Annotated in this window: 22 protein-coding genes and 1 tRNA gene; 13 read left to right on the top strand and 10 right to left on the bottom strand. The window is 62.4% G+C overall.

Features of this window, described 5'->3' with window-relative positions; all coding sequences use genetic code 11:
* From G7016_RS11895 to G7016_RS11905, 3 genes are read right to left on the bottom strand one after another with little or no spacing between them, the layout of a single operon-like run.
* The gene (locus G7016_RS11895; RefSeq protein ID WP_181114336.1) at positions 1 to 990 is read right to left on the bottom strand and encodes an ABC transporter permease; all 990 of its coding nucleotides are present in this window, start codon (positions 988 to 990) and stop codon (positions 1 to 3) included.
* Complete coding sequence (locus tag G7016_RS11900) at positions 987 to 2,525, bottom strand: sugar ABC transporter ATP-binding protein (protein ID WP_181114338.1); 1,539 nt, start codon at positions 2,523 to 2,525, stop codon at positions 987 to 989. The genes G7016_RS11895 and G7016_RS11900 overlap by 4 nt, the downstream gene beginning before the upstream one ends.
* On the bottom strand, positions 2,522 to 3,466 hold the full coding sequence (locus G7016_RS11905; protein ID WP_181114340.1) for a sugar ABC transporter substrate-binding protein: 945 nt from the start codon (positions 3,464 to 3,466) through the stop codon (positions 2,522 to 2,524). The genes G7016_RS11900 and G7016_RS11905 overlap by 4 nt, the downstream gene beginning before the upstream one ends.
* Positions 3,467 to 3,659: 193 nt before the next feature.
* On the opposite strand from G7016_RS11905, the gene G7016_RS11910 reads away from it, so the two are divergent.
* Together G7016_RS11910 and G7016_RS11915 are read left to right on the top strand one after the other, a co-directional pair.
* Positions 3,660 to 3,938: a DUF1654 domain-containing protein gene (locus G7016_RS11910; RefSeq protein WP_181114343.1), complete on the top strand. Its 279-nt coding sequence runs from the start codon at positions 3,660 to 3,662 to the stop codon at positions 3,936 to 3,938.
* Complete coding sequence (locus tag G7016_RS11915; protein WP_181114345.1) at positions 3,931 to 4,632, top strand: endonuclease; 702 nt, start codon at positions 3,931 to 3,933, stop codon at positions 4,630 to 4,632. Before G7016_RS11910 ends, G7016_RS11915 begins: the two co-directional genes overlap by 8 nt.
* Here G7016_RS11915 and G7016_RS11920 read toward each other — a convergent pair whose 3' ends face one another.
* Positions 4,633 to 5,196 carry an SPOR domain-containing protein gene (locus G7016_RS11920; protein ID WP_181114347.1) on the bottom strand — a complete coding sequence of 188 codons (564 nt, stop codon included), beginning with the start codon at positions 5,194 to 5,196 and terminating at the stop codon, positions 4,633 to 4,635. It abuts the gene before it with no gap.
* Between the two features lie 138 nt (positions 5,197 to 5,334).
* On the opposite strand from G7016_RS11920, the gene G7016_RS11925 reads away from it, so the two are divergent.
* Positions 5,335 to 5,625, top strand: coding sequence for a DUF6388 family protein (locus tag G7016_RS11925; RefSeq protein ID WP_181114350.1), 291 nt, complete (start codon positions 5,335 to 5,337; stop codon positions 5,623 to 5,625).
* A 105-nt stretch (positions 5,626 to 5,730) separates the two neighbouring features.
* Here G7016_RS11925 and G7016_RS11930 read toward each other — a convergent pair.
* Positions 5,731 to 5,807, bottom strand: a tRNA-Val gene (locus G7016_RS11930).
* A gap of 187 nt (positions 5,808 to 5,994) precedes the next feature.
* Here G7016_RS11930 and G7016_RS11935 point away from each other — a divergent pair.
* The gene (locus G7016_RS11935) at positions 5,995 to 7,278 is read left to right on the top strand and encodes an NAD(P)/FAD-dependent oxidoreductase (RefSeq protein WP_181114352.1); all 1,284 of its coding nucleotides are present in this window, start codon (positions 5,995 to 5,997) and stop codon (positions 7,276 to 7,278) included.
* A 2-nt stretch (positions 7,279 to 7,280) separates the two neighbouring features.
* Here the strand turns inward: G7016_RS11935 and G7016_RS11940 are convergent, their stop codons facing one another.
* The gene (locus G7016_RS11940; RefSeq protein ID WP_258195155.1) at positions 7,281 to 7,961 is read right to left on the bottom strand and encodes a peptidase C39 family protein; all 681 of its coding nucleotides are present in this window, start codon (positions 7,959 to 7,961) and stop codon (positions 7,281 to 7,283) included.
* A gap of 171 nt (positions 7,962 to 8,132) precedes the next feature.
* On the opposite strand from G7016_RS11940, the gene G7016_RS11945 reads away from it, so the two are divergent.
* Positions 8,133 to 8,309, top strand: a complete 177-nt coding sequence (locus G7016_RS11945; protein ID WP_181114354.1) for a hypothetical protein — start codon at positions 8,133 to 8,135, stop codon at positions 8,307 to 8,309.
* A 31-nt stretch (positions 8,310 to 8,340) separates the two neighbouring features.
* On the opposite strand, the gene G7016_RS11950 is transcribed toward G7016_RS11945, so the two are convergent.
* Entirely contained in the window at positions 8,341 to 9,087 is a 747-nt protein-coding gene (locus G7016_RS11950; protein WP_181114356.1) for a TerC family protein, read from the bottom strand.
* Between the two features lie 107 nt (positions 9,088 to 9,194).
* Between G7016_RS11950 and nhaR the strand changes: the two genes are divergently transcribed.
* Together nhaR and G7016_RS11960 are read left to right on the top strand one after the other, a co-directional pair.
* On the top strand, positions 9,195 to 10,094 hold the full coding sequence (gene nhaR / locus G7016_RS11955; RefSeq protein WP_181114358.1) for a transcriptional activator NhaR: 900 nt from the start codon (positions 9,195 to 9,197) through the stop codon (positions 10,092 to 10,094).
* Between the two features lie 48 nt (positions 10,095 to 10,142).
* On the top strand, positions 10,143 to 10,775 hold the full coding sequence (locus tag G7016_RS11960; protein WP_181114360.1) for a YceH family protein: 633 nt from the start codon (positions 10,143 to 10,145) through the stop codon (positions 10,773 to 10,775).
* Here G7016_RS11960 and G7016_RS11965 read toward each other — a convergent pair whose 3' ends face one another.
* The gene (locus G7016_RS11965; RefSeq protein WP_181114362.1) at positions 10,776 to 11,597 is read right to left on the bottom strand and encodes a shikimate 5-dehydrogenase; all 822 of its coding nucleotides are present in this window, start codon (positions 11,595 to 11,597) and stop codon (positions 10,776 to 10,778) included.
* A 168-nt stretch (positions 11,598 to 11,765) separates the two neighbouring features.
* Between G7016_RS11965 and G7016_RS11970 the strand changes: the two genes are divergently transcribed.
* From G7016_RS11970 to pbpG, 3 genes are all read left to right on the top strand, one after another.
* Positions 11,766 to 12,083, top strand: a complete 318-nt coding sequence (locus G7016_RS11970; protein WP_181114364.1) for a hypothetical protein — start codon at positions 11,766 to 11,768, stop codon at positions 12,081 to 12,083.
* Between the two features lie 112 nt (positions 12,084 to 12,195).
* On the top strand, positions 12,196 to 12,372 hold the full coding sequence (locus tag G7016_RS11975; protein ID WP_181114366.1) for a hypothetical protein: 177 nt from the start codon (positions 12,196 to 12,198) through the stop codon (positions 12,370 to 12,372).
* 168 nt (positions 12,373 to 12,540) lie between these two features.
* Entirely contained in the window at positions 12,541 to 13,452 is a 912-nt protein-coding gene (gene pbpG, locus G7016_RS11980; RefSeq protein WP_181114368.1) for a D-alanyl-D-alanine endopeptidase, read from the top strand.
* Positions 13,453 to 13,586: 134 nt separating this feature from the next.
* Here the strand turns inward: pbpG and G7016_RS11985 are convergent, their stop codons facing one another.
* The gene (locus tag G7016_RS11985; protein WP_181114370.1) at positions 13,587 to 14,069 is read right to left on the bottom strand and encodes a hypothetical protein; all 483 of its coding nucleotides are present in this window, start codon (positions 14,067 to 14,069) and stop codon (positions 13,587 to 13,589) included.
* A 202-nt stretch (positions 14,070 to 14,271) separates the two neighbouring features.
* On the opposite strand from G7016_RS11985, the gene G7016_RS11990 reads away from it, so the two are divergent.
* The 3 genes from G7016_RS11990 to G7016_RS12000 are packed head-to-tail and all read left to right on the top strand — an operon-like array spanning position 14,272 to position 16,983.
* Positions 14,272 to 14,955, top strand: a complete 684-nt coding sequence (locus G7016_RS11990) for a response regulator transcription factor (protein WP_181114372.1) — start codon at positions 14,272 to 14,274, stop codon at positions 14,953 to 14,955.
* Entirely contained in the window at positions 14,933 to 16,327 is a 1,395-nt protein-coding gene (locus G7016_RS11995; RefSeq protein ID WP_181114374.1) for a sensor histidine kinase, read from the top strand. The genes G7016_RS11990 and G7016_RS11995 overlap by 23 nt, the downstream gene beginning before the upstream one ends.
* Positions 16,324 to 16,983 carry a response regulator transcription factor gene (locus G7016_RS12000; RefSeq protein ID WP_181114376.1) on the top strand — a complete coding sequence of 220 codons (660 nt, stop codon included), beginning with the start codon at positions 16,324 to 16,326 and terminating at the stop codon, positions 16,981 to 16,983. The genes G7016_RS11995 and G7016_RS12000 overlap by 4 nt, the downstream gene beginning before the upstream one ends.
* 3 nt (positions 16,984 to 16,986) lie before the next feature.
* On the opposite strand, the gene G7016_RS12005 is transcribed toward G7016_RS12000, so the two are convergent.
* Positions 16,987 to 17,763, bottom strand: coding sequence for an enoyl-CoA hydratase (locus tag G7016_RS12005; protein ID WP_181114378.1), 777 nt, complete (start codon positions 17,761 to 17,763; stop codon positions 16,987 to 16,989).
* Positions 17,764 to 17,783: the final 20 nt, after the last annotated feature.

A 17,783-nucleotide genomic window follows, 5' to 3' on the forward strand; every position in this document is an offset into this window, starting at 1 on the left:
TCAGCCCTGCCGCCGGGCGCGACGGCTTCGGTAGGTATCCAGTATCACCGCCAGCACAATCACCGCACCGGTAATCAAGCGTTTGGTCGGTTCGCTGGCGCCGATCTGCGCCAGCCCGGCGGCGAGTACCGAGATGATCAATACGCCAAACAGCGTGCTGACCACCGATCCCCGGCCACCCATGAGGCTGGTGCCGCCGATCACCACGGCGGCGATCACTTGCAGTTCCAGGCCCGCCCCCGCATTGGGGTCGGCAGCTTCCAGGCGCGACACCTGGAACAAGGCGGCCAGGCCGGCCAACAGCCCCATGAACGAAAACACCAGCACCTTGTAGGGCCGAGGGTCCACGCCTACCAGGCGTACGGCCTCTTCGTTGGTACCAATGCCTACCAGGTAGCGGCCGAATACGCTCCGGCTCAGTACCAGTTGAGCGCCGACAACCACCGCCAAGGCGATCAGGAAGGACGGCGAAATACCCCACAGCAGCGGCTCGGACAACGCGCTATAGGCATCGCCGATATAGGCCGTGCGCGAATCTGTGAGCTGGTACGCCGCGCCCCTGGCCATTTCCAGCACACCGAGCGATACGATGAACGACGGGATGCGCCAGGCTACCGTCACGCTGCCCGTGACCGTACCGGCCAAGGTGGCGCACGCCAGGCCTAACGCTGCAGAGGGCAGTGGGCCCCAGCCCCAGCCGAGCATGGCCACGCTCACGGCGGAGGCAGCCAGCGCGAGCACGGAACCGACCGAGAGGTCGATACCGCCGATGATCAGCACGTAGGTCATGCCTACGGCCAGTACCATCAGGTCCGGGATCTGGTTGGCCAGCATGCTGAAGGTGCTGTAGGAAAGGAAATGGCTGCTGAGGAAGGAGAACAGTGCGATCAGCGCCAGTAACGCCCCGCCCAAGCCAAGGTAAGTACGTAACGCTGCCGGAGCCAAGCGAACGCCGCCAGCCCTCGGTGGAGGTGCAACGGTGGTTTTCATGAGTGTTCCTCGAGCCCGGAGCGGGCCTGATGATGACGATTGCTACCCAGCGCCGCAGCGAGGAGTTGGTCCTGGGACCATTCGTCCCGGTCGAAGATGCCGTTCATGGCGCCCTCGCACATCACGCCGATGCGGTCGCAGAGCAGCATCAATTCGCGAAGGTCGCTGGACACCACCACCAGCGCCTTGCCTTGGCGCGTGAGGTCGCCCAGCAACCGGTAGATATCAAATTTGGCGCCCACGTCGATACCTCGGGTAGGCTCGTCGAACAGCAATACCTCGCAGTTCCGCTCCAGCCAGCGGCCGATCACCACCTTCTGCTGGTTGCCGCCCGACAACTCGCCAACCGGCTGTTCCGGCCCGGCGCTTCGGATGCGCATGGCGTCTATCTGCCGTCGCGCAAGCGCGTCTTCACGCGTGCTGCTCATCCACCCCAGCGAGGCCACCTGGGGCATGTTACCCAAGGCCAGGTTGGCACTGATGGGCTGCTGCAGCAGCAAGCCTTCGCCCTTGCGGTCCTCGCTGATCAGGGCAATGCCTTGGCGAACGGCATCCACGGGGGAGTTCAGCTTCAGCGGCACCGGGGGCAACCCCAGGCAAACCCGCCCGCTGTCTGCCGGGTCTGCCGCGAAGATCAACCGCAGCAACTCGGTACGGCCCGCGCCGATCAGCCCCGAGATACCCAGGATTTCACCTTCGCGCACCTCGAAGCTCACATCACGCACCTTGCGCCCTCGGGTAAGGCCACGCACCTGAAACAGAGGCGCGCCTATCCGCCGCTCGCCCAGGTCGATACGCTCTCCCAGCTCGCGACCGACCATCAGGTTCACCAACTGCGGCTCGCTGACCTCGCCGGCAGGGGTGACCGACACCAGCCGACCATCCCGCAATACCGCCACGCGCTGGGCGATACGGGCGATTTCTTCCAGCCGGTGAGAGATGTACACCAACGCCACGCCGGCCGCACGCAACCGCTGGATCTGGGCAAACAACAGTTCTACTTCGCGCCCGGTGAGCATGGCCGTGGGCTCGTCCAGGATCAGCAGGCGGCAGTCACCGATAAGGTTGCGGGCGATTTCCACCATCTGTTGGTGGCCGATACCCAACGCGGCGACGGGTGTATCGGGGTCCAGCCCCTCCAGCCCTACCCTGGCCATGGCTTCCACGGCCTGTGCCCGCAGACGCGGGCGGTCTACCCAGCCGAAGCGGCGTGGCAGCCGCTCGAGGAAGAGGTTCTCGGCGATGGTAAGGGTGGGCAGCAGGTTCAGCTCCTGCAGTACCATGCGCACGCCTTGGCGCTCGGCTTCGCGGCGGGAACCCGGCTGCCACGCCTGGCCGAGAAAGCGCATGCTCCCGGTGGTGGGCGTTTCCAGCCCGGCGATAATGCGGGACAAGGTGCTCTTGCCCGCGCCGTTCTCACCGGTGAGCGCCAGTACTTCGCCCGCGTTCAGCTGCAGGTCCACGCCGGCGAGTACCGGCTGGGTGTAGGTTTTCCCTACCCCCGCCAGTTGCAATACAGGTGCGGCCGCGTTCATTGCGCGGCCTGGGTAACCAGGTCAACCGGGGTTTGTACATTGCCGCCGGCCTCGCTTTTTTCACCCTTCACCCGGCGCAATGCTTCTTCAATGCCAAACACCGCCTGGCGCGCCGCGTACTGGTCGGCAGTGGCCAATACACGGCCATCCTTGAGCATCGGCGCGATGGCCTTGATGTTGTCGTACCCGACTACCTGCACCTTGCCCGCCTTGCCAGCGGCACGCACCGCCGACACCGCACCCAGCGCCATACTGTCGTTCCCGGCGAGCAGCGCCTTGATGTCGGGGTATTCGTTGAGCATGGCCGTGGCGACGGCGTTGCCCTTGTCGATCTCCCAGTTACCCGACTGCACCGACACCACTTTCATCCCGGCGGCGCTCATCGCGTCCTTGAACCCCGCACTACGCATCTGGGCGTTGGTGGTGGTGGGTACACCTTCGATGATCCCTACCTGGTCACCCGACTGAAGCTTGGTAGCCAGGTATTCGCCCACCTTGCGCGCGCCAGCACGGTTGTCCGGCCCTACAAAAGGCACTTCCAGCTGTTTGCTCTTGAGCACATCAGGGTCCAGCTGGTTGTCGATGTTCACCACCTTCACGCCGGCGTCGCTGGCTTTTTTCAGCACTGAAACCAGCGCCTTGGAATCAGCAGGGGCGATCACCAAAGCATCCACATGGGCATTGATCATCTGCTCGACGATACGGATTTGCGCAGCGGTATCGGATTCGTCCTTGATGCCATTGGAGATCAAGTCGAAGTCGGCAGCATGTTCCTTCTGATAATCCTTGGCGCCGTTCTCCATGGTAAGGAAGAACTCGTTGGCGAGGGATTTCATTACAAGGGCCACTTTGGGCTTTTCCGCCGCCTGAAGAGGCGAAGCGGCGAGGCAAGCAGCGAGCACGGAAATGGAAAGACCACGGAGAAGCGGCAGCGTGTTCATGGGGCATCCTTTTTAGATTTATTTGGGCCCGTTGCACGAGGCAAACGTTTGCGCAACAACTATGGAAGGCGTTTCGCTAGCTGTCAAATCAGAAAAAGGGAGCTTTTAGTGGAGAAAAAACCAGCCAGGTTCGACCAGACCTGTAGGCAAACAAGCGCAGCGGCTTGCGAAAAGGAATGCATCCCACTACTGTATGCGCATACAGCAACAAAAGGAAACACCAGTGGCCTCCTCCACCTCGTCCCCTGCGCCGGTGACCGCTTACGAACAACTGGCACTCCGTGTTCAAAAAATCATTAACGCTCCACCTGCCCAACGGTCCCGCTCCGCGCTGTTATTTCGGCAACCGACAGAAAGCCCGCAGGACTGGCAGCGCTTGCTGGATGAAATTTCCGAGAACGACAACGTGACGCTTGCCTGGCGTGACGATGGTGGCATTCAACTGTTCTGGGTGGTGCAGAGCGATGATTGAACGTCGGCTGTTGGCGGGGTTGGCAGGCGTTTGCCTGCTGCTGGCGCTTCCGGTGCAGGCAGAAGCGCCGCGTACCTTTTCGGAGGCCAAGAAAGTGGGCTGGAAGCTATATGCGCCCCAGTCGACGGAGTTTTACTGCGGGTGCAAGTACACCGGCAACAAGGTGGACCTTAAAGGCTGCGGTTATGTGCCTCGGAAGAACCTCACACGCGCTTCGCGTATCGAGTGGGAGCACATCGTGCCGGCCTGGCAGATCGGCCATCAGCTGCGTTGCTGGCAGAATGGCGGGCGCAAGAACTGCACTCGCCACGACAAGCAATACCAGCAGGCGGAGGCAGACTTGCACAACCTGGTGCCGAGCATTGGCGAGGTGAACGGTGACCGCAACAACTTCAGTTTCGGCTGGCTACCGGAGAAAAGCGGCCAGTACGGCAGCTGCCTCACTCAGGTCGATTTCAAGGCCCGAAAGGTGATGCCACGGCCCACCATCCGCGGCATGATCGCCCGTACGTATTTCTACATGAGCAAGCGCTACCACTTGAAGCTGTCCAGCCAGGACGTGAAGCTGTACCAGGCCTGGAACAAGACTTACCCGGTACAGCTTTGGGAACGCCAGCGCAACCAGCGGGTAGCGTGCGTGATGGGCCACGGCAATGAGTTCGTGGGCCCGGTAGACCTCAAGGCCTGCGGTTGATCACGGCGCGGGGTGCGGCTCCACCTGGGATTCGATGCCCTGGCCGGCCATCAGTTTATCCCGGGTGGCTTCGGCTTCTTCACGGCTGGTGAAGGGGCCGAGGAATATCCGTGGCTTGCCGTTCTGGTTCACCACATTGGCCATGAACCCATGCTCCACCAGCCGCGAGGTCATGTCGCTGAGGGCGCCGGGGTTATTGTCGGCAATGCGTACGTCCCACCCAGTGGTGGAATCTACCGTCGCCGGCGCGGGCGCCTGGGCCTGAGTTACCGGCTCGCCACAGGCTGCCCGCACTACTACGTTGCTACCGTCTCGGTCGATTATCGCCTGGTAGCCCTGTTCGGTCCTGATTGCCGCGTAACTCTGGAAGCCGCTGTAGTTACCGCTGGCGTCCTTGCCTTTTACCTGGCCACACACATTGCCCTGAGGGGTGGTGCGCACATTGGTGAATTTTGCCGAGGCCGGGTTTTCCAGCTGGGCCGCGACCGCCTTGTGCGCTTCTTCCACCGCGCTGCCGCACCCGGCCAACGACAGCACCAACGCCACACCCATCAATTTACGCACGCCAACGCCTCCTGAAATTCAAGGCGCGCATTCTAGCATTGCTGCCAGCGAGCGGGCGGCGCTCTACCCGGCCCAAACCCGGGAAGTGGCGGGATGTGGCATCATGTCGCTCCGAATACCTGTTTGCCGAGACGCTCAATGATCCCGAAAGAAGCCCGCCAGCAATTGGCCTGCGACCGCTATCTGGCTGCCCATCCGGAGCTTGCCGAAGAAATCCGTGAACTGGACAGCCGGGAGCAACAGCAACAGGTGCTATGGGCCATGGAAGATGCCGCCGGCGACCTTGGGCTAGAGCCGTGGGAGTACGTGCTGGAGTTGATCGCCGACAGCCCCGAAGCCCTCGCGGCGATGCGCGAGGAAGTGCACCGGGAAGTAGCCGAGGCCCTGGGCATGGGCTGGGAAGAGTATCGGCAGCTTAACGAGTTGTGAGCGTGGGAGGCCGTCACGTACGGCCTATCTACAGCGCCCGGGCAGCGGGCAAAACAAAAAAGGGCGACCCTTTCGGATCGCCCTTTTTGTGCCTTTCGGCGAAGCTGGTAGGCACAATTGGACTCGAACCAACGACCCCCACCATGTCAAGGTGGTGCTCTAACCAACTGAGCTATGTGCCTGCTGTGGGTGCGCATTCTACGCCGGCGTCGCCCGCTGTCAATCGATTTTCCCCGTAAGCTGCTGAAAACTGGAAAAAAACATCGGGATCACAGCCGGTCTGGTTCTCCGCGTGGCTGGCTGGCGGTGATAAAGAAATTGGGGTAGGATGCCGCCGTCGTCAAGAATATTAAACAAAAGGTTGCTGAAATGGCGAACACCGCTTACCCGCCCTCTTACTATGCCGCGTCGGCCAACCCCGTTCCGGCGCGCCCTGCCCTGCAGGAAACCATCGAAGCCGACGTGTGCGTAGTCGGCGCCGGCTATACCGGCCTGTCCAGTGCGCTTCACCTGCTGGAGCAAGGCTTCAGTGTGGTAATGGTAGAAGCCGCCCGGGTTGGCTTCGGCGCGTCGGGCCGTAATGGCGGCCAGATCGTTAACAGCTATAGCCGCGACATCGACGTGATCGAGCGCACTGTCGACAAGCGCCAGGCCGAGTTGCTGGGCGCGATGGCGTTCGAGGGTGGGCGAATCATCCGTGAACGCGTGGCCCGTTACAACATTGACTGCGACTTGAAAGACGGCGGTGTATTCGCGGCCATTACCAGCAAACAAATGGGGCATCTCGAAGCGCAGAAGCGCCTCTGGGAACGTTACGGCCATACGCAGCTGGAGTTGATGGACCAACGCCGCATTCGCGAAGTAGTCGCTTGCGACCAGTACATCGGCGGCATGCTGGACATGAGCGGTGGCCACATCCACCCCCTGAACCTGGCGCTGGGTGAAGCGGCTGCAGTGGAATCCCTGGGTGGGCGCATCTTCGAACAAACCCCGGCTACCCGAATCGACCGCGGCCCCAACCCCGTGGTGCATACTCCCCAGGGCCAGGTAAAAGCCAAGTTCGTGATCGTGGCGGGCAATGCCTACCTGGGCAACCTGATTCCGGAGCTGAGCGCGAAGTCGATGCCGTGCGGCACGCAGGTAGTGGCCACCGAGCCCCTGAGCGACGAGCTCGCACGCAGCCTGTTGCCTCAGGATTACTGCGTAGAAGACTGCAATTACCTGCTGGACTACTACCGGCTGACAGCGGACAAGCGTCTGATCTTCGGCGGCGGCGTGGTGTATGGCGCCCGGGACCCGGCGAACATCGAAGCCATCATCCGGCCCAAGATGCTCAAGGCGTTCCCGCAGCTCAAGAACGTGAAGATCGACTACGCGTGGACCGGTAACTTCCTGCTCACCCTGTCGCGCCTGCCGCAGGTGGGTCGCATCGGGGACAGCATCTACTACTCCCAAGGCTGCAGTGGCCATGGCGTGACCTACACGCACCTGGCGGGCAAGGTGCTGGCAGAGGCATTGCGCGGCCAGGCAGAGCGGTTCGATGCCTTCGCCGCGCTACCGCACTACCCCTTCCCGGGCGGCCAGGCACTGCGAGTGCCGTTGTCCGCCATCGGCGCCTGGTATTACAGCCTGCGCGACAAGCTGGGCGTTTAAGCCTACCGGCCGCCCAGGGCGCTCAGCGCCTTGGCAGCGGCCTGCTCCTGGCCGGCGGCACCCAGGCGGGCCGCCGCCTCGCGCCAGCGCGCCGGATCGACCTCTGCCGGCAACCGCCCCGGCGCCTGCGCCAACACCGCCCAATTTCCTCCAGCCTGCCACGCTGACACAAAGTCCGAGAACGACATCAACTGCCGGCGCTGATTACCTGAGCGCAGCAGCACATGGCTGCGGAAACGGTCGTACCCTACCAGCAACGCATATTGATCACTGCCCCAAAGTGTACCGGTGCGGTACCGCAACAATACCGGGTTACCCGCCGCAACCTGCGTCAGCAATGCCGGGAACTGGCCATCGACCGGGTAAACAACCAGGCCGTACTGCCGCGCGGCCTCCTCCAGGCTTCGGTCGAGCACCGGGGCGCTTGCGGGCAGTTTCAGATAAGGCGCCACCAGCCCTGGAGTGACGTTCACCCCACGGTCGCGTAGCAGCGCGGCCAGGGCCGTAGGCGCTCCCTGATCGTCATCGCCTCGGTAGAACGGCACCGCGGTCAGCTCGACCCGGTCGGGGAGGCTACCGATTCGCGGCGCGGGGTGGTCTGCGCAGCCTGCCAGCAAAGCGACGACTCCGATTCCCAGCACGGTATGCCGATACAAACGGTTTAATATTTCTGACAGCATCATGCCCCCTGAGCCTACCGGAACACGCTTCCGGCCAACGGGCAATCATAGGTGGGTAAGCGCCCACAGGATAGGCCCGGCGCACCACTCGTCACATGCCAGGAAACATAGTGGCCACTAGACTGCTCTGAGTAACACACGCCTGCGTTTGTTATGCCTGAAGGAGGTACGCTGATGAGCCTGACAGTGGCGATACTCATGATGATCATGGCCTGGCTACTGGTCGCCGCGGCAATGCTGTGGGGAGTGCTGCGGATCACCCGGCGCCACCACCACTCATTGCGCGAAGCGCCCAAGCCCGGCCCCCGTCCCCGAGCCGGGCACACTCACCGCCTCGCCAGCGCCCACTGACAAAACGCCCCGTTGACCGGGGCGCAGTGCATCAGGCAGACGGGGTGTGCTTGCGCTTCGCCCGCCGAGCCCAGAGGTTGAGGCATTCGATCGCCGCTGAGAACGCCATGGCGGTATACACGTAGCCCTTGGGCACATGGGCACCGAAGCCTTCGGCGATCAGGGTCATGCCGATCATGATCAAGAAGCCCAGCGCCAGCATCACTACGGTAGGGTTGGCATTGATGAACCGTGCCAGGGGCTCGGCCGCCAGCAGCATCACCAGCACCGCGACCACGACAGCGATCACCATGATGGGCAGGTGCTCGGTCATGCCGACAGCGGTGATGATACTGTCGATGGAGAACACCAGATCGAGCATCAGGATCTGGCCAATGGCCGAGGCCAGGCCAATACCGACCTTGGCGCTTACCTTGGCATCGGCCTGAGCGTCCGGATCCACGCTGTGGTGGATCTCACTGGTGGCTTTCCAGAGCAGGAAGAGGCCACCGGCGATCAGGATGATGTCCTTCCAGGAAAACCCATGCCCTGCCACCTCGAATACCGGCGTGGTGAGCGTGACGATGAACGCAACGGTGCTCAGCAAACCCAGGCGCAGGATCAACGCCATGCCGATACCCAGCCGCCGCGCCTTGGTCTGGTGCTCAGCGGGCAGTTTGTTGGTCAGGATGGAAATGAAAATGAGGTTGTCGATGCCCAGCACCACTTCCATCACGATCAGGGTGGCCAGCGCGGCCCAGGCGGCCGGGCTGACAAGAAGGTCCATCAGGTATTCCATGACATGCTCCAGGTACTCACGAATGACGGCAAGTGTAGATGCGCTTATACTTCCGGAAAATTCGTATTTCTCATGTCAACAGTTCGGTTTATTCGAAGCGTAGCCTCATGCTCAATTACCGCCAGCTTCACTACTTCTGGATCGTGGCGCGTACGGGCAGCATTACCCGCGCCTGCGAACAGCTGAACCTGACGGCGCCGACGATCAGCGGCCAGCTGTCTCTGCTTGAAAGCAACCTGGGCCTGCAACTGTTTCAGAAGGTGGGCCGCCACTTGGAGTTGACCGAAGACGGCCGCCGGGTTCTGGCCTATGCAGAGCCCATGTTCGAAGCCGGCGTCGCCCTTGAAGCGATGATCCGTTCACAGCCAGGGCAACAGCCGCGCATGTTCAGGGTAGGCGTGGCCGATGTGGTTCCCAAATCCATCGTCTACCGATTGCTGGCCCCGACCATGTCGCTCGACAACCCGCCGTTACGTATCGCTTGCCGGGAGGACAAACTGGAACGGCTGCTGGCAGACCTCGCCATCCAGCGCCTGGATCTGGTGATATCCGACAGCCCCGTCCCCGCCCAGCTGGACATCAAAACCCGCACCATCAAGCTGGGGGAATGCGGCATCGGCTTTTTCGCCACTCAGTCCCTGGCGCAGGCGTGCACCGGAGAATTCCCAGGTTGCCTCGATAGCCAGCCGCTACTCATCCCGGGGCCGCAGAGCGTGGTGCGCGGGCGGTTACTGAGATGGCTGGAGGAATGCCGTATAAACCCCAGAATCGTCGGGGAATTCGACGACAGCGCGCTGATGCAAGCCTTCGGCACAGCGGGCACTGGCATATTCGTCGCCCCCCGGGTGATCGCCGACGACCTCCTCCGCTCAGGGGGAGTAGTGATGCTGGGCGAAACCGAGGCGGTAGCCGAAGCCTTTTATGCGATTTCAGTGGAGCGGCGTGTTAACCACCCGGGGATTCTTGCCGTAGCCGAAAGGGCGCGACATGACCTCTTCCAGCAATAGCCAACGAAGCCGTACTCTAGGGGCCCCTTTTTGTGCAGGTGCCCCGCGATGACTGACGACCTCGAGCCGCAACGGCCTGAGTTGACCGCTATCGACATTCGCATTCTCGGTTGCCTGGTCGAGAAACAGGCCAGCAATCCGGAAACCTACCCCTTGACGCTCAACGCACTGGTGTTGGCGTGCAACCAGAAAACCAGCCGGGATCCGATCCTGCAGCTTTCTGCGGGCGAGGTGGGCCAGCGCCTGCGGGTGCTCGAAGGCATGGGCTTTACCCGTCTGGTGATGGGTAACCGCGCCGACCGCTATGAGCACCGCCTGGACAAGGCGCTCGAACTGGTCCCGGCACAGGTGGCCTTGCTGAGCTTGCTGTTCCTGCGTGGCGCGCAAACCATCGGCGACCTGCTTACCCGCAGCAGCCGGCTGCATGCCTTCGATGACACAGAGCAGGTTCGTCATCAGCTCGAACGCCTGGCGGCCCGTGGCTTGGCTCGACAGCTGCCCCGTCAGGTGGGCCAGCGCGAGCTGCGTTACACCCATGGCTGGGCGCAAGCCACCGACGCGCTGGAGCACTACGGGGCAGAGCCGGCAACCGCCGTGCCGGCCGCAACCGACCGGATCAGCGCGCTGGAAGCCCGGATCGCGGCGCTGGAAGAGCGCCTGGCAAAGCTGGGCCTGGACTGACTAGCCGGCCGTGGCGAATGCCACCGCTTCGGCCACCTGCTGATCGCTGGGGCGAATGCCGGTATACAGCACAAACTGTTCCAGCGCCTGCAGGGCCACCACGTCTTCGCCGGTGATGACAGGCTTGCCGGCCGCTTCGGCGGCAAGAACCAGCGGGGTACGTGGGGGGATGGCTACCACATCGACCACCACGGACGCACGCTCGATAGCCTGCTCGCTGAAGGCCAGGCCGTTGGCTTCAGGCCCGCCGGCCATGCCGATCGGCGTAACGTTCACCAGCAGGTCCGCCTGCAGGCCCACTTCGTCCACCGCCCAGGCATAACCACAGCGATCGGCCAAGGCCGGGCCGGCCTCGGTGTTGCGCGCAATCAGCGTGCCCCGGGCAAAACCGGCGTCCTTGAAGGCGCTGGCCACAGCCTTGGCCATGCCACCGCTGCCACGCACGGCCAGGCGCATGTCGGTCGACAATGCATGGCGCTCGATCAGTTGACGAATGGCCAGGTAGTCCGTGTTGTAGGCCTTCAAGTAACCGGCGTTGTTGACGATAGTATTGATAGAGGCGATTGCCGCAGCCGAGGCATCCAGCTCATCCACCAGTGGGATGGAGGCTTCCTTGAACGGCATGGACACCGCGCAGCCACGAATGCCGAGTGCGCGTATGCCACTGATTGCTGCTGGCAAGTCGGTGGTCGTGAAAGCTTTATAGAAGTAATCGAGATCCAGCGCTCGATAAAGGAAGTTGTGGAAGCGCGTGCCGAAGTTACCGGGGCGCGCCGCCAGGGACATGCACAACTGGGTTTGCTTGTTCGGAAAAATAGCCATGGAAGATCCGACAGGTGTTTGATGAGTAAGGAAATCGATACGATGACCTTACATAAAATTTACCGTTTTCGGTCGCGGGTTTTAACTGTTTCACTGTCATAGTGTGTACGGCAGTCCCAGGACCCGAAGGCGGGCTCCAGGCGCCACGTCGTATTACGAGGAACCATCATGATTCGTCATCTACCCAAAATCGCCCTTCTGGTTGGTGCACTGAGCCTCGCCGGCCCGGCGGCCGCGCACGGTGGCGGCGGTGTTGGCCCAGGTGTGCTTGGCGCGGTACTCGGCGCCGCGGTCGTTGGCGCGGTTGTCGCTCGCCCTGCCCCCGTTGTTGTGGAGCAGCCGGTGTATGTCGCGCCCCAGCCCGTGTATGTGCAAGCGCCACCTCCACCGGTGTACTACCAACCGGCGCCGGTGTACGTAGCACCGCCACCGCCACCGCCTGGCTACTATGCGCCGCGTGCCTACTACGGCCCGCCCCGCTGGTAAAACACTCGCCCTCGATGGGTGGATGATGCAAAATAGCCACTATCGAGGGCGGCTTCTGTCGCCGGCTCGCTCAGGCCTACATTGAGCGCATTGAGTCCGCGAGGTTCCCAACATGTTTTCCTGTCGCGTGATGAGTGTCGTTGGCAGCGCAGTTCCTGAACACCTGCGCGATCTAGGGCTGCTGGTCTGCTGGTATGTCGTGGTTGACGGCGAGATCGTCAGCCCGCCCCTTCTTTCCCGAAACCATGCCGACCGTTTTCGCGAAGAACTGTGCGGCCTTGCCGCCTGACCTTTAGCACATCCAGATTCTCGCCTTCCTTCAGTCGCTGCCTGCTCGCGCGAATGAAGAAACATTTACCTGTTCGGGCAATCGACAGGCACTTGGCCATAAATTTACAATGTCGCCAGTTTCGATGGCACGGACGCCACACTTCTACTCTTCTTGCGAGCAATCTCCGTGAAAACCCCTCTTTCGATACTGAGCCTTTGTTTCGTGCTCGCAGGCGCTTGCTTTACCTCGAACGCTACGGCAGCCGATAGCGCATTCAAGCGAGACCCGGCACAGCTGCACCTGGCATCCCATAGCGCCTTGCTGGTGGATCTTCAAACCAATCAGGTGATCTACGAGAACAAACCGGACCAGGTTGTGCCCATTGCGTCGGTGACCAAACTGATGACCGCCATGGTGGTGCTGGATGCCAAGCAATCGATGGATGAAGAAATCACCGTCGATATCAGCCAGACCAAGGAAATGAAAGGCGTATTCTCCCGTGTGAAGCTGGGCAGTACGCTGAACCGGCACGACATGTTGCTGATTGCGCTGATGTCCTCCGAAAACCGCGCGGCCGCAAGCCTCGCGCACCACTATCCCGGTGGATACAACGCCTTTATCGCCGCCATGAACGCCAAGGCCCGGGCCTTGGGCATGAGCCATACGCGTTATGTAGAACCTACGGGGCTGTCGGAACAGAACGTATCCACGGCGCGCGACCTGAGCAAATTATTGGTCGCGGCGCGGCGTTACCCGATGCTGTCGGAACTCAGTACCACCAAGGAAAAGACCGTTGCGTTCAAAAAGCCCAACTACACGCTGGGCTTCCATAACACCGATCATCTGCTGAACCAGAAGAACTGGGACATCGAGATTACCAAGACCGGCTTTACCGACAAGGCGGGCCATTGCCTGGTGCTGGTTACCAGCATGGGCGGCCGCCCGGTCGCCATGGTGATCCTCGATGCATTCGGCAAATATACCCACTTCGCCGACGCCAGCCGCTTGCGCACCTGGGTGGAAACGGGCCGCAGCGCCAAGGCGCCTGCCGTGGCCATGCAGTACAAGGCCGAGAAACACCGCCAATTGGCGGATTGAGCGCACCCGGCCATCGGCCATGCGGGAGTAGGCGGAGCCTGCGAACGGCCCCATCCAATGCCAAGCGGTGGCCGTTCGCGAGCTTCGCCGGGTGGCTGGCCCCGCCGCTTCCTACAAGGAGGGGGCGTCGGCCCTCAGGCCGTGGTGCTGATGCTGGTCCCGCTGGTGCTGCTACCTTCGTCGACCAGTGCCTGCAACAGCTCGGCGTTGACAGTCTGCAGTTCGCTGCTGGTGGCTGCCACCTGCGATTGAGCCGAGGCAACAGCGGCGGCTTTCTGTTCTTCGGTACCACTGCCGCTCTGGGCTTTCTGCAGCGCTTGCTGCTCCTTGGCCAATTCCTTTTGCAGCGCCGCAACCTGTTTTTTCAGGTCAGTGACGGTATCCGAATCGCTGTCGCTGTCGCTATCGCTGCTGCTCGACGCGCTACCACCACCACCGGCAGGCGGCCCACCCGCGCCTTGGGCGCTGTTGGTGCTGGCGACCGCAGTGGCGGTGCTCGCTACGGTTGCGGTGGTGGTGTCTTCGGTTTCAGTCGCGGCGGCGGGGCTGCTGGCGGCCTTGGTGGTGCTGGTGGTCTGGATATGAATGTTCGAGGCAATAGCGGACAAGCTGGTCATGGGGACCCCTGTGGACGGTTTATTGGCCTACCCTGCATCGGCGCGCCTGGCACAGGCTTTAGCACAGCTTGGTATCCGCTTTGTACCGGAGCCGTTACTGTCTGATCATCCGGATGGGCCAAACATGAAATAATCTTCAAATAGCCCTGACCCCAAACTTGGCACAATGCCACGGTCCGCTTCAGAACCAGCAGGTACCTCCATGACACGTGTATTGACCATCGAAGACGATGCCGTTACCGCCCGGGAAATCGTGGCGGAGCTGAGCAACCACGGCCTGGAGGTGGATTGGGTCGACAATGGCCGCGAGGGCCTGGTGAAGGCCGTGAGCGGTGTGTATGACGTGATCACCCTGGACCGCATGCTTCCGGAGCTCGACGGCCTGGCCATCGTGACCACGTTGCGCACCATCGGCGTGTCCACGCCGGTATTGATGATCAGCGCTCTCTCCGACGTGGATGAACGTGTGCGCGGCTTGCGCGCCGGGGGCGACGACTACCTCACCAAACCTTTCGCATCGGATGAAATGGCCGCGCGGGTGGAAGTGCTGCTGCGCCGCAAGCAGACCGGCGCCGCCCAGGACAACACCCTGAAGGTCGCGGACCTGGAGCTGGACCTGATCACCCGTGAAGCGCGCCGTAGTGGCCAGCAATTGAACTTGCTGCCCACCGAGTTCAAGCTGCTTGAATTCCTGATGCGCAACGCCGGCCAGGTGCTTACCCGCATGATGATCTTCGAAGAAGTATGGGGCTACCACTTCGACCCAGGCACCAACCTGATCGACGTCCACATCGGCCGCCTGCGCAAGAAGATCGACCCGGCCGGCACACCCCCGCTGATCAAGACCGTGCGAGGGTCTGGCTATGTCATTGCCGAACCCCTCTAAGGGTTGGCGCTCCTCCAGCAGCCGGCTGCTGGCGTTGTACAGTTTCCTTTTCGTGGCCTGGAGCAGCATCCTGCTCGGCGTGTTGTATTTCGAAGTGTCGGACTACCTCAACAGCCTGGCGCGCCAGTCCCTGATGCAGCGCCAGCACCTGTTCGCCCGCTTCGGTGGGCGTGACCTCGAGGACGCACTGGCCGCCAGCCAGGCGTTCGACGACCGCGCATTCGACGCCTACGGCCTGTTCGACGATGAGCTCTATCCCATCGCCGGCGAGCTGCGGCGCATTCCCCGCGGCTTGGCGCTGGACGGGGACATCTACGAGCTGGACGACTGCATCGACTCCAACGACCCCAAACTGCCGCAAGACAGTTGCGCAGCGGTGGCCATGCCCACCCGCGACGGGCGCTGGCTGGTTCTGGTGCGGGATAACGGCTCGGTGTTCGCCGTGACCCATATCATTCTGCGCGCGCTGCTGTGGGGCGTGTCCTTGACCATATTGCCGGGCGCCGCTGGCTGGCACCTGCTGCGCCGTAGGCCGCTACGGCGCATCCGCAAGATCCAGGCGAGCGCCGAAGCCATCATGGCCGGTGACCTGGCCCGCCGGCTGCCACTGTCCAACCGCCGGGACGAATTGGACATGCTGGCCGCCATCGTCAACGCCATGCTGGACCGCATCGAAAAGTTGATGTTCGAAGTCAAGGGCGTGTGCGACAACATTGCCCACGACCTGCGAACCCCCCTCACCCGCTTGCGTGCCCAGCTGTATCGCATCAAGCAGCAAACCGAGGACAGCTCCAGCCAAGGGCAGCAGCTGGACCAGGCCATTGCCGACACCGACACGCTCATGGCGCGCTTCCGTGGCCTGCTACGTATCTCGGAAATCGAAGACCATCGCCGCCGCTCGGGCTTTGTGGAACTCGACCCACTGGAGCTGTTGCGCGAGCTGCATGACTTTTACCTGCCCCTGGCCGAGGAAGGCGAACTCACCCTTGCACTGGGCATTCCTGAAAGCGTGCCGGCCATTACGGGCGATCGGGCCCTGCTGTTCGAGGCCATCGGCAACCTGCTGAGCAATTCCATCAAGTTCACCCCGGCGGGCGGCAAGGTACTGCTGCAGGCAGAGGTGCACCAGGGGATGACCCGGATCAGCGTGGACGATTCCGGCCCGGGAATCCCTGAAGAAGAAAGGCAAGCCATTTTCCAGAGGTTTTACCGAAGCGATGACTCCGCCCAGGGAGGCTTCGGTCTCGGGCTTTCGATCGTAGGCGCGGTCGTGAACCTGCATGGCTTTGGCCTTGAAGTCACCGACAGCCCCCTTGGCGGCGCCAGGCTGGTGCTCGATTGCCGCCCCACCAACGCACTAGTTGCCACATGAACCTTCTTTACATTACCGAGCAACCCGACCAGGCCCTGATGCAAGTACTGGCCGATCATGCGGGCGACATCGTCAGTACGGCGCCGGAGCATGCGGATCGGCACCTGCATGGCCGCTACCGCTATATCGTGCTGGACCTGCTCAGCGCACGCCCGGACCTGCTGCACAAGGCGGTAGGGCGCCGGGGGCGGGCCCGGCTTCTGGTGCTGTTGGGGCAAAGCGACTCCAGCACACGGGCACAGGTGCTTCAGGCCGGGGCCGACCTGTGCTTGCCTCGCCCGCTAAGCGCAGAAGAGCTCGAGGCGCGCATGCAGGCGCTGAGCCGGCATTACCCTATACCCGCCGCTGAACCGGGCCCCGGGCTATGGTTGTCGAGCAATCGCCTGCTACTGGGCCGAGGGCACCAGCAGCAGAGCGTGACGGTAACCGAACAGCGGCTGTTGGCCTTGTTGGCCCAACAGGCCGAACCCATCAGCCGTCAGGCCATCGAAGCGCACCTGTGGGAAGATGCCGGGCAAACCCGCGGTCCATTGATAGAGCGGCACATCTGCAACCTTCGCCGCAAACTGAGCGAGCTGGGTGCGCCGTACGCACTGCAAACCCTGCGCGGCTACGGCTATTGCTTGAGTGAAACGCTGCGCCTGCGCACCGACTGAGCTTCAGCCGTGACGGAAGTCCGGCTTGCGCTTATCCACGAACGCCGCCATGCCCTCCTTCTGATCCTGGGTGGCAAAGGCGGCGTGGAACACCCGGCGCTCGAAGCGCACCCCCTCGGCCAGGCTCACTTCAAAAGCCCGCTCTACGCTCTCCTTGACCATCATGGTCATGGGCAACGATTTTTCCGCGATCACCGCCGCCACCGCCAGCGCTTCGCTGACCAGCTCGGCTTTAGGCACAATGCGCGCTACCAGCCCGGAGCGCTCGGCCTCCTCGGCATCCATCAGCCGCCCGGTAAGGCATAACTCCATGGCCTTGGCCTTGCCAATGGCCCGGGTGAGGCGCTGCGTACCGCCCATGCCCGGTAGCACGCCAAGGTTGATTTCCGGTTGGCCGAAGCGAGCGTTGTCCGCCGCCAGGATGAAGTCGCACATCATCGCCAGCTCGCAGCCGCCACCCAGGGCGTAACCCGCCACCGCAGCAATGATCGGCTTGCGCCGCGCGGCGAAGCGGTCGGCCTCGCGGAACAGGTCATCCATGTAGATGCCCGGGTAGCTCAGGCCGGCCATTTCCTTGATGTCGGCGCCGGCAGCGAAGGCTTTTTCCGAGCCTGTGATCACCACGCAACCGATCCCGGGGTCACGTTCCAGCTCATCCATGGCCTGGTTCAACTCGGCCACCACTTGGGCGTTCAATGCATTCAGTGCCTGCGGACGGTTAAGGGTCAGCAGGGCCACCCGGTCATGGCGGGTGAGCATAACGGTTTCAAAATCAGGCATTACGAGCTCCTTGTTGAGGG

Origin of the sequence: Pseudomonas japonica (assembly GCF_013522925.1) — a bacterium.
GTDB lineage: Bacteria > Pseudomonadota > Gammaproteobacteria > Pseudomonadales > Pseudomonadaceae > Aquipseudomonas > Aquipseudomonas japonica_A.

Bases quoted from the DNA above. Each gene is read 5' to 3' on its own strand.
- G7016_RS11895 (WP_181114336.1), bottom strand. From the start codon at position 990: ATGAAAACCACCGTTGCACCTCCACCGAGGGCTGGCGGCGTTCGCTTG.
- G7016_RS11900 (WP_181114338.1), bottom strand. From the start codon at position 2,525: ATGAACGCGGCCGCACCTGTATTGCAACTGGCGGGGGTAGGGAAAACC.
- G7016_RS11905 (WP_181114340.1), bottom strand. From the start codon at position 3,466: ATGAACACGCTGCCGCTTCTCCGTGGTCTTTCCATTTCCGTGCTCGCT.
- G7016_RS11910 (WP_181114343.1), top strand. From the start codon at position 3,660: ATGCGCATACAGCAACAAAAGGAAACACCAGTGGCCTCCTCCACCTCG.
- G7016_RS11915 (WP_181114345.1), top strand. From the start codon at position 3,931: ATGATTGAACGTCGGCTGTTGGCGGGGTTGGCAGGCGTTTGCCTGCTG.
- G7016_RS11925 (WP_181114350.1), top strand. From the start codon at position 5,335: ATGATCCCGAAAGAAGCCCGCCAGCAATTGGCCTGCGACCGCTATCTG.
- G7016_RS11935 (WP_181114352.1), top strand. From the start codon at position 5,995: ATGGCGAACACCGCTTACCCGCCCTCTTACTATGCCGCGTCGGCCAAC.
- G7016_RS11940 (WP_258195155.1), bottom strand. From the start codon at position 7,961: ATGATGCTGTCAGAAATATTAAACCGTTTGTATCGGCATACCGTGCTG.
- G7016_RS11945 (WP_181114354.1), top strand. From the start codon at position 8,133: ATGAGCCTGACAGTGGCGATACTCATGATGATCATGGCCTGGCTACTG.
- G7016_RS11950 (WP_181114356.1), bottom strand. From the start codon at position 9,087: ATGGAATACCTGATGGACCTTCTTGTCAGCCCGGCCGCCTGGGCCGCG.
- nhaR (WP_181114358.1), top strand. From the start codon at position 9,195: ATGCTCAATTACCGCCAGCTTCACTACTTCTGGATCGTGGCGCGTACG.
- G7016_RS11960 (WP_181114360.1), top strand. From the start codon at position 10,143: ATGACTGACGACCTCGAGCCGCAACGGCCTGAGTTGACCGCTATCGAC.
- G7016_RS11965 (WP_181114362.1), bottom strand. From the start codon at position 11,597: ATGGCTATTTTTCCGAACAAGCAAACCCAGTTGTGCATGTCCCTGGCG.
- G7016_RS11970 (WP_181114364.1), top strand. From the start codon at position 11,766: ATGATTCGTCATCTACCCAAAATCGCCCTTCTGGTTGGTGCACTGAGC.
- G7016_RS11975 (WP_181114366.1), top strand. From the start codon at position 12,196: ATGTTTTCCTGTCGCGTGATGAGTGTCGTTGGCAGCGCAGTTCCTGAA.
- G7016_RS11985 (WP_181114370.1), bottom strand. From the start codon at position 14,069: ATGACCAGCTTGTCCGCTATTGCCTCGAACATTCATATCCAGACCACC.
- G7016_RS11990 (WP_181114372.1), top strand. From the start codon at position 14,272: ATGACACGTGTATTGACCATCGAAGACGATGCCGTTACCGCCCGGGAA.
- G7016_RS11995 (WP_181114374.1), top strand. From the start codon at position 14,933: ATGTCATTGCCGAACCCCTCTAAGGGTTGGCGCTCCTCCAGCAGCCGG.
- G7016_RS12000 (WP_181114376.1), top strand. From the start codon at position 16,324: ATGAACCTTCTTTACATTACCGAGCAACCCGACCAGGCCCTGATGCAA.
- G7016_RS12005 (WP_181114378.1), bottom strand. From the start codon at position 17,763: ATGCCTGATTTTGAAACCGTTATGCTCACCCGCCATGACCGGGTGGCC.